Annotated in this window: 16 protein-coding genes and 1 pseudogene; 13 read left to right on the top strand and 4 right to left on the bottom strand. The window is 32.9% G+C overall.

What is annotated here, in order from left to right:
* Window positions 1-637: 637 nt before the first annotated feature.
* Both Q3V31_RS25825 and Q3V31_RS25820 read right to left on the bottom strand, forming a co-directional pair.
* Window positions 638-994 (bottom strand): hypothetical protein, encoded by a 357-nt coding sequence (locus Q3V31_RS25825; protein WP_001107552.1) that lies wholly within the window; start codon window positions 992-994, stop codon window positions 638-640.
* A 20-nt stretch (window positions 995-1,014) separates the two neighbouring features.
* Window positions 1,015-2,238, bottom strand: a complete 1,224-nt coding sequence (locus Q3V31_RS25820; protein ID WP_329767468.1) for a ParM/StbA family protein — start codon at window positions 2,236-2,238, stop codon at window positions 1,015-1,017.
* Window positions 2,239-2,665: 427 nt separating this feature from the next.
* On the opposite strand from Q3V31_RS25820, the gene Q3V31_RS25815 reads away from it, so the two are divergent.
* Complete coding sequence (locus Q3V31_RS25815; protein ID WP_328024818.1) at window positions 2,666-3,244, top strand: DUF3967 domain-containing protein; 579 nt, start codon at window positions 2,666-2,668, stop codon at window positions 3,242-3,244.
* Between the two features lie 503 nt (window positions 3,245-3,747).
* On the opposite strand, the gene Q3V31_RS25810 is transcribed toward Q3V31_RS25815, so the two are convergent.
* The gene (locus tag Q3V31_RS25810) at window positions 3,748-4,743 is read right to left on the bottom strand and encodes a Replicase RepFR55 (RefSeq protein ID WP_098426002.1); all 996 of its coding nucleotides are present in this window, start codon (window positions 4,741-4,743) and stop codon (window positions 3,748-3,750) included.
* Window positions 4,744-5,369: 626 nt separating this feature from the next.
* Here Q3V31_RS25810 and Q3V31_RS25805 point away from each other — a divergent pair.
* The 3 genes from Q3V31_RS25805 (at window position 5,370) to Q3V31_RS25795 (ending at window position 6,979) form a co-directional block, all read left to right on the top strand.
* Window positions 5,370-6,551, top strand: coding sequence for an AimR family lysis-lysogeny pheromone receptor (locus Q3V31_RS25805; protein WP_098426001.1), 1,182 nt, complete (start codon window positions 5,370-5,372; stop codon window positions 6,549-6,551).
* A 1-nt stretch (window position 6,552) separates the two neighbouring features.
* On the top strand, window positions 6,553-6,684 hold the full coding sequence (locus tag Q3V31_RS25800) for a hypothetical protein (RefSeq protein ID WP_255286246.1): 132 nt from the start codon (window positions 6,553-6,555) through the stop codon (window positions 6,682-6,684).
* Window positions 6,685-6,844: 160 nt separating this feature from the next.
* Window positions 6,845-6,979, top strand: coding sequence for a hypothetical protein (locus Q3V31_RS25795; RefSeq protein WP_016103737.1), 135 nt, complete (start codon window positions 6,845-6,847; stop codon window positions 6,977-6,979).
* 10 nt (window positions 6,980-6,989) lie between these two features.
* On the opposite strand, the gene Q3V31_RS25790 is transcribed toward Q3V31_RS25795, so the two are convergent.
* A complete protein-coding gene (locus tag Q3V31_RS25790) occupies window positions 6,990-7,379 on the bottom strand; it encodes a helix-turn-helix domain-containing protein (RefSeq protein ID WP_048376221.1) in 390 nt (129 codons plus the stop codon).
* 97 nt (window positions 7,380-7,476) lie between these two features.
* Here Q3V31_RS25790 and Q3V31_RS25785 point away from each other — a divergent pair, with 97 nt between their 5' ends.
* The 9 genes and pseudogenes from Q3V31_RS25785 to Q3V31_RS25745 all read left to right on the top strand — a co-directional run.
* Window positions 7,477-7,713, top strand: a complete 237-nt coding sequence (locus Q3V31_RS25785; protein ID WP_048376219.1) for a helix-turn-helix domain-containing protein — start codon at window positions 7,477-7,479, stop codon at window positions 7,711-7,713.
* A 166-nt stretch (window positions 7,714-7,879) separates the two neighbouring features.
* Window positions 7,880-8,401 (top strand): annotated as a pseudogene (locus tag Q3V31_RS25780) (prealbumin-like fold domain-containing protein); the annotation flags it as partial.
* Window positions 8,402-8,566: 165 nt separating this feature from the next.
* The gene (locus Q3V31_RS25775) at window positions 8,567-9,142 is read left to right on the top strand and encodes a TraM recognition domain-containing protein (RefSeq protein ID WP_329767466.1); all 576 of its coding nucleotides are present in this window, start codon (window positions 8,567-8,569) and stop codon (window positions 9,140-9,142) included.
* A 103-nt stretch (window positions 9,143-9,245) separates the two neighbouring features.
* Window positions 9,246-9,494 carry a hypothetical protein gene (locus tag Q3V31_RS25770; protein WP_033728777.1) on the top strand — a complete coding sequence of 83 codons (249 nt, stop codon included), beginning with the start codon at window positions 9,246-9,248 and terminating at the stop codon, window positions 9,492-9,494.
* A gap of 561 nt (window positions 9,495-10,055) precedes the next feature.
* Window positions 10,056-10,499, top strand: coding sequence for a hypothetical protein (locus Q3V31_RS25765; protein ID WP_329767465.1), 444 nt, complete (start codon window positions 10,056-10,058; stop codon window positions 10,497-10,499).
* Between the two features lie 29 nt (window positions 10,500-10,528).
* Window positions 10,529-10,753, top strand: coding sequence for a hypothetical protein (locus Q3V31_RS25760; RefSeq protein WP_001018799.1), 225 nt, complete (start codon window positions 10,529-10,531; stop codon window positions 10,751-10,753).
* Between the two features lie 25 nt (window positions 10,754-10,778).
* Window positions 10,779-11,087, top strand: a complete 309-nt coding sequence (locus tag Q3V31_RS25755) for a hypothetical protein (RefSeq protein ID WP_033669985.1) — start codon at window positions 10,779-10,781, stop codon at window positions 11,085-11,087.
* Window positions 11,088-11,191: 104 nt separating this feature from the next.
* The gene (locus tag Q3V31_RS25750) at window positions 11,192-12,277 is read left to right on the top strand and encodes a hypothetical protein (RefSeq protein WP_329767464.1); all 1,086 of its coding nucleotides are present in this window, start codon (window positions 11,192-11,194) and stop codon (window positions 12,275-12,277) included.
* 15 nt (window positions 12,278-12,292) lie between these two features.
* On the top strand, window positions 12,293-13,151 hold an 859-nt coding region (locus tag Q3V31_RS25745), incomplete at its 3' end, for a hypothetical protein (RefSeq protein ID WP_329767463.1).

Here is a 13,151-nt window from a genome sequence, read left to right as displayed (position 1 = left end):
ATAGGGAAATATCCAATTATAGAAATAGGGATATATCTATATTGAGAGAGATTATAATAGTGATATGCAGTACATACAATAGAAGCAGCAATTGTTCAGAGACATCCCTTATACCACCATTTCTTATAATAAAAGTAGAGGGACAGGGAAATATCCAATTATAGAAATAGGGATATATCTATATTGAGAGAGATTATAATAGTAATATGCAGTACATACAATAGAAGCAGTAATTGTTCAGAGACATCCCTTATACCACCATTTCTTATAATAGAAGTAGAGGAATAGGGAAATATCCAATTATAGAAATAGAGATATTTCTATATTATGAAGGGGATTATAGCCGTGATATCAGGACTACCTCATTTTGACACTCCCATCCCTAAAGGGGAAAGATGACTTATGTCAGTGGGATCCGTACTATCAAAACCAAGTCTATTTTTAGATGTCAAAAAACCAAAATATGATTGTGATACCGTACGAATTTCGTATTAACTGTAGGAAATACGGGATTAGCCTAATAGGATAACCGAAGGATACTTTGGTGTTAAGTGGGGGCTAGTTCAATTCAACAGATTTTTAGGTCACACAATTATAAGAAGACCTTAGGATTATACCTAAAGGTCTTCTTTATTAGTTAGAAATCGAGCTCTTCGTTATCTTCTTCAGAAATCCCACCAAGTACTACCCTGGCGTCAATAATTTTACCTTCTTGCAATATGGGCTCCTCTGTTTTTAAATCTTCTTGTCTCTGTGCGGAAACAAATCCATTAGTAAGCAAAAGATCCAATTTATTCTCAACTGTATCTAAAAGATGTAATCTCTGTTCTACATTATCTAATTTCTTCAGTAGTTGCTCATAACGTTTTTCATTTTGTACCAGTTCAACAACAAATGCTGTTAATTGTCTACCATTAGCTTTTTCATTAAGGATCCTATATACATCTTCAGGCATATTATCAGCATGTAATGCCATTTTTCTATTTTTAGCCATTATCAGCACGTCCTTTTATTTTAAGCTAACTGGCCCTTCATTTCATCAATTACTTTTAATTCTAGTGCAGTTAGATTAATTGTACGTGAAGTTGGAGCAAATACTTCTTTGTCGCTATTTTGAATAATATCGTTCAAGAAGAAGTGATTGTTTTTAGCAGCCATTTCAGACATATGATTCAATAAAGCGAGACGGATGTAAGGTTCTAAAACTGGTGCTTCTCCTCCGATATAAATGAATTTCAATACTGTATTCGTACTAGATGGGATGAATACATCAAGAATTTTAGCTACTAAAATTCTTGCATATTCTTTCAGCGCCTCTACAATTTCATTTGTAAAATCATATTCTTCACCAGTATTTTCATTCGATAGTACATACTTTTGTACTTTATAATTATTAACTATAAATTTCTCTAATGTTCTTAAATCCTTAAAGTATTGAATCAATTTTTCTTTTCTAAAGCGTTCTAGGTATCCTAAGAATGGCTCAATATCGATAACTTGGAAAGAATCTCTGTGCTTAGGTGTAGTAAGCCCTTTACCTAATCGCACAGCATCTGTAGAACCGCCACCAATGTCAGTTAAAACTACTTCATAGTCATCGAATCGCTCAGATTCATAGCGCTTTTCAATACTAATTACATTTGTATTCTGATCTTTTGAAACCATTTTATATTTTAAAGAATGTCTAGCAACTTCTGATTCATTTCTACATTTTGCTGATTGGACTGTAATAGTTAGTTCTTTCTCCATTCCTGGTGTTAACACTTTAACTTTATGTTCACCGTTAAATCTGTCTTCCATTTTTTTATGGGCAATGCTAAATTTCTCTTCGCGTTTTAAAAGCCAAATTGGAAGCATCATACTCATGTGTTCAATTTCAATTTCATTATCTTCTTGATCAGCATTAAGGGCATGATAATATGCAATTGCTCCTAAAAAGCATACGTATGGGATAGGACTATTTATTTTATCGTGCATCTTATTTACATGTGAGTTTGCTAACTGATTATCTTCAGCCAATTGCCCAACTAAATAGTAAGACTCTTCACCTTCGATTTCAGTGGAAATTAGTAATCTATCCAGTAAATCTTCTGGTTTAGAAATACGATCAACAAGTAAATCCTCAGCTTGTTTCTTTGAAATCTTAACTACATTCGTTGCAAGTTCAATATAATAACCATCAACCATGAAATTATTAAAACTATTTCCGAAATCCGCTACTTTTCTTCCAATTTTCATTTATAATTCCCCCTTTATACATTAAGTACGACTTAAGTGCTACTTTTGATTATGCTTTAGCACATTTAATCAAAAATAAGAACACTTTAAATAATAAGTACGACTTGAATCACACTTATTATTTAATTAACCTATACACTTAAAAAATTCAAAATAAACAAGGAAATACCTTCTTTCAAACGAATTAAACACATAACAGTTAGACGCCGACATGTCGAACATAAATGATGATGAATAACAGTAAAACAACAACATGACCGACATAAATGATGGTCAACAACAATGTAATGACAACATGACCGACATGGATGATAATCAATAACAATACAATGACAACATGACCGACATGGATGATAACCAATAACAATGTAATGACAACATGTCGGACATCGATAACAACAAATGACGATGAGGGGAGGACGATGGAATGGATAGGGAAGAACCTTATAAGAAAACATATTCCCTTGCAGATATAGCAAGGATGCTTGGGAAGCCACGGACAACCCTTCAGGCCTGGCGGGATCAATTCAAACCTTATTTACCAACCGTCGCTGGGACGAAGGGGCGAACGCTGAGATATGAACAGGAAGCATTAGAGCTTTTTAAATTAATTGCTAATATGAAAGATGCACAAGAGCCACCAGAAATAATAGAACAGATGTTAAAACAAAATGTAGATTATATTGTAGTAGAGGAAAGTGATGAAGACAACGAAATAACGAAACCAATTATTCAGACGATGTATGAGAGTATGAAAGAGGTTTCTATATATTTTCAAGAACAAAAAGCTATGAACATGGAACTTTTAAAGCGTATAGACCATTTAGAACAAACTAATCAAATGTTACTGAATAAGGTTGATGAACAACAAAAGAATATTGATGGGAAAATAAATAACAGGGATCAACAGCTATTAGAAGTAATTCGTGAAATACAAGAAACTAAGAAGTTGGTTGCATCTACTCAACAAGAAAAATCATGGTTCGCTAAATTATTTAAAAAATAACTTAAATAATACAAAAAAAGTAGGGAAGCTTGTAGAAACATACAAGCTTCCCTACTTTTTGTAAATTTGATATATTTCCTCAAATAATCACAAAAATTAAGAGGGAGTCTTTTGTCAGAAAATGATAAAGAACATACTTATAATATTTCCCTTTTAGGATAGAATACTGTATTTATTAAATCTTGTTAAAAAATAAAACCATTATAAACATTAGAGTCTATTTTAGAGGTTCTAGGCTAGATGTATCAAGGGATTCAAGATTTTACCTTAGTAAATTACTAGGTTAATTTGTGAGTAAATGATAGAAATTTCAGTTTCATATGAGTGGAAATTTCATAGCTGAATAGTTTAGAAAAAGAGAAATAATTATAAGATCTGAGAGGTGTTTTGAATTTCTTTTTTGGGAAAAATAGTACGTTGCTCGGGGATTATAAGAATACATGACAAATAGCCTTGCTAATTATATTATTTTTGAGCAAGGCTAAGTTTTAGATGTTTTTTTATTAAGGCCTTAGAACACCCATTTTTTGCAGAATAGAATCTATTTTCTTGTTATTAAGCCAGTCTATAATTGGAAGTTTGCTTTCATATTTTTGTGCATGTTCCATATTAGTTAAGGCTTCTTTCGCTTCATAATCGTTACGCTCTTTTCTTTGTTTAGATTTTTCAGCGAACATTTTCATAAAATGAGCGGGATTACTTATTTCAGCTTGATTATATTCAAACTGTTCAACGCATTTTTCAAAATCCCATCTTTGATAACGATCAATTTTTTTCGGCATTCTTAAGGCTATAGTATAAGCGTCCTGTTCTGTTAAATATGTTACTGGTTGACTTGTTATATAGCGATATGCCTTTTTCTGATCTTCACTTAAATAATCATTTAAATCTTGTGATCTATCAATAGCATTTTGTGAATTAGTATTTGGTCTTTCTAGTTCTTCAAAATTTAAAATATCTATGACATTAGATAAAGTATTCTTTTCCTCATGTTTGGATTCAATAACTTTTTTAAAGAGTTTTTTCTTTAAAAATTTAGTGAAAGTAGAACAGACATCAATTGCTACAGCCCATTTCATCTTGAAATATTCAATGATTTTTAAATAATTGCTATGTAGAGTTAAAATGTAAATTGAAGGGGCAATTTTACCATGTCTTCGAACTTTGATTTGTTGGCACACTCCCAAGTCTTGTAACCAATTAAACACGTAGTTAATAATTGGTTTTGAAATACCTGATTTTTTACTGATATGATCTTGCTTTACTTGGGAATACCCTTCTTGCACTAAATATGATAAAACAGTTTCTAATGCTTCATATTTTCGTTTGGTAAGATAATCCTTTGTAGTAACACCTTCATATTCTAGGACAATATTATCAATATAAATAGTAACTTTCTTGATTGCTTGATTAATAGCCCCAGGTGTTTTGGATAAGTGTTTGATTCGGGGACTTAATTCGGTTTTTGCTTGCCTGAGCAAAAAATTGTGCAATAACACTGAAAAAACCTCCTATTTTTTCCACCACAAATAAAAATATTGGAAAAGTAGAGGTTTATATTCACATAGTATTTACTTTATGTTATCCTTGATTAAGAAGTAAATACAATATAGTGTAAATTAAAACCTTACCAATTCGGGAATTTTCAATTGATTTCAGCGGCCAAACTGTCGATCAATTGAAAATAAGATGCGGTGGGTTTTTTTTATTTTAAATTATCATTTATAAAGATTATTTTTGAAACATATCCCTTTACATTTTAAAGCCTTTTAATACAAATATCAATCCCGATAGGATTAAAATTATCCAGGATTTACTTTTATGAAAAGTACTACAAAGCTTCATAAGAATATAAGTTTTAATAATTAATATTGTTCAGAAAAACTTTCTCAATAGTTGTTAGCTGAATAGAAAAAAGAAAATCTATGATGTCATGTTAAACTAGTATAAATATAGAATGTATGTATAAATATGGATGCGAATAATAGGATATATGATCTATATTAAAAGGGGATTATGCCCACCCTATATACATAGTTTGTTAAAAAGACTTCTTAGAAACACATATAAGTATTTTAAAAAATTCCGTGACAGTTATTTGTGTGCTGATAAGGGGGAGCAGATATTGATAAATTTTATGAATGAATTATACAACGCAATAAATGCTAAAAACTTAAGTATTCGAAGCTTGGCAAAAGAGACAGGAGTAAGTAAATCTGCACTTTGTGAAGGGTTATCTGGAAAAACTGAAATGAAGTTAGAATCCTTTTTAGTTATTATTGAAAAGGTCTATGAAAATAGAAATGAAAGAAAACAAAAAATAAATGAATTTATTCTCTTATGTGAAAAAGATTTAAATGTCCGAAAAGCTTTGGGTTATTGCCAGTGTACTGGTGAATATTCCATAATGCAAAAAATTATTGATAAGAAGTTGGGTAGTATACAGGAGGGAAAATTAGGTGATTCGGATGAGAAAGAAAATTATAAGAGAATAAATAAATATTTAAGCATTTATGATTTATATAATAAAAGAAATAATAGCAAATTAACTGGTCAAGAATTGTTAGACGAGTTAGATGCTAAAAATTTTTCTAATAATCAAGAATGCCAAGTAATTTTGAACATATTATATGGACTTGCAATGTATGACATCCCAAATTATAGGGCTATGACTGTATTTTCAGCAAAAATAGAAAGTCATTTGAATAAAGTTGAAAATAAGTTTGTTAAAATATGTCTGGAAATGCAGTATAAGGAAAGAGTGGCATATCTTAAATTGTTAGAAAATGACATTGAAAATTGTAGGGATGTATGTAAAAACATATTAGAATCGAAATTTGACTTTCCAATCATTAAAGCATCAGCATTATGCTGTTTAGGAGAATCCTATATGATAGGGAATGGTTATGATATTTTAAAGGCTGAAAAATATTTAAAGGAGGCCATTAAAGTTTTAGAGGATTCGGGTGTATCCAAGGATAGTAAAAAGTATTTTGCTTTTAAGACGACTTTAGCATTTTTATATATAGAATATGGATATAATCTTGATAAGATTGATTTTGATTATATAGACATTGGGGAACTAGCTTACTACGAATGTAAGTTTGGCGATAGGAGTAGAGGACTCGAGATATTTCATAAACTACAAGAAGAGGGAAAATTAACTGCGATTAGATTGTATTACCTTTCAAGGATAAAGGATGATATACTTTTGATGAAAGACTCTTTAGAAAAGTTCGAAAAGAATGGTAATTTATATTATGTTCAACTTGTAAAAGATGCTTTATTAAAAGAAGGGGTGAAATAGCATGAAAAAGGGATTATTTGCTATGATATGTCTTTTAAGTATTTCAACTATATTTTTCAGTATTGCTGATAATAAACCTGTTGATTCAAAAGAACGAACTTACTACATGGTTTCTGATCCAGGAGGACATTAAACAATATAGATATAATTTCTATTTTTTAGACGCTACTTTTTGTAGCGTCTTTCGTGTTTTTTGGAAGTGTCCTGTTTATTTTTAATTAACAAAAAATAGGACTATAGTGATGTTTTTCACAAAGATATCATTTGTAAAATTGTTCAAGGGGGAATAATTCATGAAGAAATTTGATAAAGAATGGTTTGAAAAAATATTTGAAGCTGAAGATAGTAGTTTGTATTTAATTTATAGCGATATCTCTGATATTTTTACTAATGGAGAGTACATAGATGAAGAGAGGGTGTCTTCATAAGCACACTCTCTCAATTTGAATCAGAATTCACTTTTGTTTTAAATCTTAAGTAATTTATATACTCAAGTAGTTCTTCTTCAACTTTAGGTTTATGTTGATCTGGAATACTCATGTATTGCTCATATAGCTTTTGTGAGAAATTGGCGATTAGTTGCTGTTTATCTTCTCCTTTTCTTAGTAATTCATTATCAGCTATTTCATGATTTAAAAGATAATCTGTACTTACACCAAAATATGATGCGATTTTTTTAAAATTTTTCAAATCAGGCTCTTTTACACCGTTTTCCCAGTTTGTTAATGTACTATATGCTACGTTTAAAGACTCTGCGAGTTCTTTTCTCTCCACATTTTTAAATATTCTTAACTTTTTAAGGTTAGTTCCAAAATTATTTTTTTCCATAATTTCCACCTTTCTAATCCCTTGAGGATTTTTTTGATCCCAAAGGGATTGACAGAACGCTATAAGCGTTTTAAAATGCAAATAAGGGGGTGATAAAATGCATAATAGTTCTAAGTTAGCAATTTTAACTCCGATAAGAGCAACGCGTGAGGCTAAAGGGCTGACAATTAAACAAGTTGCAAGTGACTTGAGAATCCCTAAAAGTGTGTTGCAAGAAATTGAAATCGGTAAAAAAGGAACAATAGCTCAACGTGCTCAAAAAATTGCTGATTATTATATGGAACCAATTGAAAAATTATTTATTCCAACATATTATCGAGCAAAGCTAGAGTAAATTAATGCTTAAAAATCCTATAGGGGTTAAAAAACATTTGTATTTACATTGTAAAGCAAAAAGGATCTAAAGATAAACTTTGAATAATATAATTTTAAGTGAAATTCAAAAAAAGATTGACTGCTAAGTTTTTTATTCTTTGAAAACTGCATACATGAGGGAGCTTTATCAATTCATTGAAAGGGCCCTACCAACTGGTTACATCTTAGTGAACGATCCAATTCTTTTCAGTGTTACTGAGAATGAAAAGAACAAGCTCCCAGCAGGAAAATACACATATTAAGAAACATTTACACCAGACGGATATTTGATTAATGAAGAATCCTTTTCTTTTGATTTTAAAAAAGATGGTGAAATAATTAAGCATATGGTGAAAGGTCAATAGAAACCAACAGCACCTACACCAGATCTCTCCGCATAGACCGGAACAACTACAAATACCACAGACACGAGAACAATCAAAGATAACAAAAAAACTGTTACACCACAATCAGAGAAACCACAACAGATTATTACAAAACCGCAACTCAGAAAAACATCAGGGAAAGTAGAAAAATTAGAAGGTAATCTTCCTACAACGGGAGGGAAAGCTGAAAATCCGCATTTGAAATGGATTGGCTTTGCATGTATTGTCCTTGTCTTAATAGGATTCGTATTTGCAATAGGAAATCGTAAAAAAGTAGCATGAAGCCGAAAAGAAGATAAAAGGTAGTGACTGGAGTTTATGTCGGTAAAGCGAAAAATTTAGGGGAACTTGGGGAAGAAATTTGGCGGCGCAAAAGTTCCTGGCTTTCTAAAGAACTGATGTTTCGCTAATCGTCAGTAGATAAAAAAATTGGAAGGAGCATCGTATATGTTAGGTGTAGCAAAGAAGTACACAAGGGTGATTAAAGCGCTGAGAGGAGTGGATGGAAGGGATATGATTCCTGGTGTCATAAAAGCTCGTTTTGGAGGTTATAGATCAGTTATAGAAAGATTGAACGAGGCAACTGATAAATTCATTTTTATTTTTGATCCGAAAGGCATGTTTTATGAAGACACACATAAGGAGAAGCAAGAACAAGGGTATCACATACTCAAACATGATTTACTGACTGGTTATGAAACGCTTCAAATGGATATAAAGCAAAAAGCAGTTGTGTATATCAGTGTAGAAACACAAGCAAGTACCTATCAAGATAGAGGAGAAGCGTTATCGAATTTTCTTCAATATCTAACAGAATGCAAGAATATAAGACCGATTCACCTGGTATTTCATCAATATGATTTGTACCCGATCCCTCATATGGAGCAGTTTTTAAAAGAAAGCGCAACATACCATATTCATCATTCAATCGTAGTTGAATCTCAATCCGAATTACAGCACATATACGGAAAAGAGGCAGCGCAACGCATCATAACCTCGTATAATACAACAATCCTAGCATGATATCAAGCACTCGTTCACTATTTTATCCTATCTAGATGGCTAGAAAACTATACATGGGAGAAGCGTTTTTCTCCCTTCTTTATCAAAAATAGGAGGCGTTCATATGGGAAAAGAACAAAGACTCACATTTTATGATATTGCCGCATCACAAGCTCATAGTGTTAAAACTTTTGACGGAAAAACATACGAACTGAAAGGCACCATTGCCATTGAAAATAGCACAGGAAGCATTGAAAATGTAGCTCAAATTTATTATCAAGTTCGTTCGGTGAGGGATGAACATCAAAATTTAATTGCTAAACGGAAACATAAACAAGCAGAACTAGTAGCTGTAAAACAAAAGTGTAAATAAAAAAAGCGATTTTGAAGTGTGCTGAGAACATAGCACAAAGTAATTTGCTCTTTGACAATTTAGATATATATTGCGTATATCTTCCTTTCAGTAATGATGTAGAAGGATGATATACGGCTTTCAATATATATGCGTGCCTCCCTTGAAACGGTCACTAGAGGGGTTAGGTATACGATTATCGTTAGAAGAGTGCGTACGTAAAACTCATATCAGTGACCATTGGAAATGCATTGTATCAAAAATCTGTTTGCGCTAGTGATCGTGAGGAATATCCCATTTTGACATTCTAAAGAAGCGATAAACCATACAAACAGTAGATACATAAGGTTCTACGTTCATGCCAAAATACGTAGTGCGGTATTGGGCATATAGAAGCTAGGTCGGGGTTAGTTTCTATACGCATACCAATACAGGGTTCGTCATTCCAGCCATAAATGATATTTCCATTTTCTATCCCACTTTCCTTTAAATGTTATAAAATGAAGACAGATGTTGAAGTTTAGATGTGTCTCATCACACTTCAAAATCGCTTATAAAAATATGACATAGGGAGGAACATGCATGAGTCGCAAAGGGTGGATCATTTCCGCTGTTGTTGGACTGTTAATTGCAATTGGTATTGGTTCAACATTTGTCTTTAGTTCGGGAAAAGGGGAAGTAATGGAACTTAGTCCGTTAGAAATGAAGAAGTTCATGAGTGAGGATGGCACAGGATTTGTTATGCTAAATTCCACTAAGAAGAAAAGAGAGACTTGGCTTCACATTATAAAAAAAGCAGCGCAGCAAGAAAAAATTCAGATACAAGAATTGAATGAAAAGCGTGAAGATGTACCAGGTTCAAGCAACCCTTATGATTGGGGATTATCACAAAGAAGAGATTCCCTGGCTTATTATGAAAAAGGAAAATTGAAAAAAGATATTGATTTTTCCACATTTAAAGAGTCAGAACTTGAAAAAGAAGTTAACTATTTTGTCCAAAATTGCAAAGAACAATATCAGAAGTAATCACATAATCATTGAAAGGTGGTGATATAGTGGCGATTACACAGAGGGAATTAAAAAAAGAAAAAGATATGGTAGCAAACCTATTAAGAGCCAATGGTCAGGATTATAACCATTGGCTTCATTTACATCATCAGAAATACATTGAAGAAAATCAAGATTTAGTAATGAAAGCTTTACAAGCTTATAAAGCAACATCAACAGAAGTAAAAGAAGACAGCAAGCCGAATGAGTCAAGTCAGCTTAGTAACGTATAAGCATCTAAAAATGAAAAGGGAGTGAATGTATATGTTGGAAACAATAGCTCAAATGTTAGTGTTAGGTGATGCGATGGATGGTCTAATTAATACAGGGAATTCATTTATTACATGGATGCAAAGAGGAGCAATGGTGAGTACAGCTATTGTGTTTTGTTGGGGCGCTTACCTCTTAATTTGGGGCGGTGAGCGTGGAAGACATAAATGTATTTGGTGGTTTATTGGTGGGGCAGCCGGACTTGTTATCGTAATGGGATGCCAATACTTAGCAGAGAGCGTAAATAGTAATGTAAAATTTGGTCAAATCTTATTTCCGTTTCTTTGGATGAAATAGTGAATAAATATGAATAGGGCAATGAGGGAGCTATGCAAAAGGTATGGCTTTTTTTGTTGCCCTTTTTTCATGGAACTTAAAGTAAATGGAAGAAAGGAGAAGCCATGTTTGTCATTTTTAAAAGTAGTAATGGAACAGAAATTGAGTCGGGTAGGCAATATTCGTTTTTTGAAGCTTATACCTTAACCAAACGATTAGAACGGGTTTATAGAGAAGCAGGGCGACAAGAACAAATTGATTTTGATTTGTTAGATGGTCATTCTAATGAAATCTATAACGGTACATTATCACTCGGTTCTGGTTATGCAGCTCACATTTTTGATCACATTTCTAAAAAAATGAATGTGATGCAATTAGATTCGGAACAAGAGGAACAAAAGAAGGAGCTGTTAGAAACATTAGAAAGAGAAATCAATGATTCTCCTTTTCATGAAGAATATGAATATCAAGAAGAATCACCAGAAAGGAAGGAAGAACCCTCTTATAGTCCATCGGATGAAGTGAAAACACAAGTAAAGCCTGGAAAGGAAAATAGAAAAGGATTCAAGATGATTGCGAGTGTCATAGGAAGCGTGGTGTTAATTGGAGCTGGTGCCATATTTGCCTTTAAGTTATTCTCTTCCGAGCCAGTTTCGAGTGCAAATGCTGGTTCTGAACAATATGTAGTAAAAGGATTACAACAGGCAGCTATTCAACAGTATGGAGAAGCCGTTAAATACTTCGATAAGGTCAATTATACAGAATTAGATAAAGATAGTCAGAAGGCAGTTTTATTTACTTATTTATTAAATGGAAAGGCAAATAAGGCATTACAATATGAGCCGAAATTTGCAGAAAGTGTGGTTGCTTATTTTATCGGAATAGACAATATGAATAAGATCAATGAAATTGATGTCAAGAATGATGTGATCGACTTTGAAAAGGCGGCACTGAATAAAAAATATGAAGAGGTAATCAAGCTAAAAGGGAAAGTAACTATGGATGGTAGACGTGAAAAGCTCATTGTTGAAGCTTTTGTAAATCTAAAAAAATATGAAGAATGTTATTCTTTTGCCAAAACGCAAGGAAATAGAAACTTGATGAAAGAGGTGAAAGAATTAGAAAAACGAGATATTCAGCAATCTACGATAAGTGAAGAAGAAAAGAAAGCTAAGATTGAAAAAATTGATAAAGATCTACAGAACATCTAAGGGGGAGAGAATAACATGCCTTTAAATTATGAGAATCTGTACAAAAAAATGGGAATTGTTTTTCTTGGTGGTTCATTGATATTGAGTACGACAGGGTGCAGTTGGTTTGGAAGTAAGGAATCATCAAAAAGTAAAACAGCTATTACAAAAAAGGTAGATAAGAATAAGCCGGAGGAAAAGAAAGAAAATCTGAACAAACAAGATTTCGAAGCAATGACAGAGAATGCAATTCAAAGTAAGGATAATGAAGTTTCTTATGTTCTAGAAGAGCTTGATAAATCGAAAATTAATTTTAAAGAAAAATCTATTGTAAGTAATCTTCAAAATGGAGATGAAACCACTTCCCGTGTTCTAGCACTCTTTGATAAAGAAACGACAGAAAAATCAATTCAAGATACAGCAAAAGATAATGTGATTGCAGCTATTACAGATAATAAGCCACAAGTCACCGTGAACGGAGACCATTTTGCATTTGGGGATCAAAATATTGATTCTTCAGTAGCGAGTATAGGAGATATTTTCCCACAAGAGAAGAAACCAGATACAGTTGTGAATCCACCAGTTACACCGGAAGGTGAGAATGGTAGTACGGAAAATCCAGGGACAGAAAAACCGAAACCGCCAGTAGATCCGCCAACGGATCCAGAAAAGCCGAAACCGCCAGTAGATCCGCCAACGGATCCAGAAAAGCCGAAACCGCCAGTAGATCCGCCAACGGATCCAGAAAAGCCGAAACCGCCAGTAGATCCGCCAACGGATCCAGAAAAGCCGAAACCACCGGTAGATCCACCAACGGATCCAGAAAAGCCAAAACCGCCGGTAGATCCACCAACGGAATCAGAGAAACCAAAACCACCGGTAGATCCGCCAGTAG

The sequence above is a fragment of the Bacillus nitratireducens genome (assembly GCF_036320425.1).
GTDB lineage: Bacteria > Bacillota > Bacilli > Bacillales > Bacillaceae_G > Bacillus_A > Bacillus_A nitratireducens.
The sequence above is the reverse complement of the archived record's forward strand: the minus strand, read 5'-3'. Positions and strand labels throughout refer to the sequence as shown.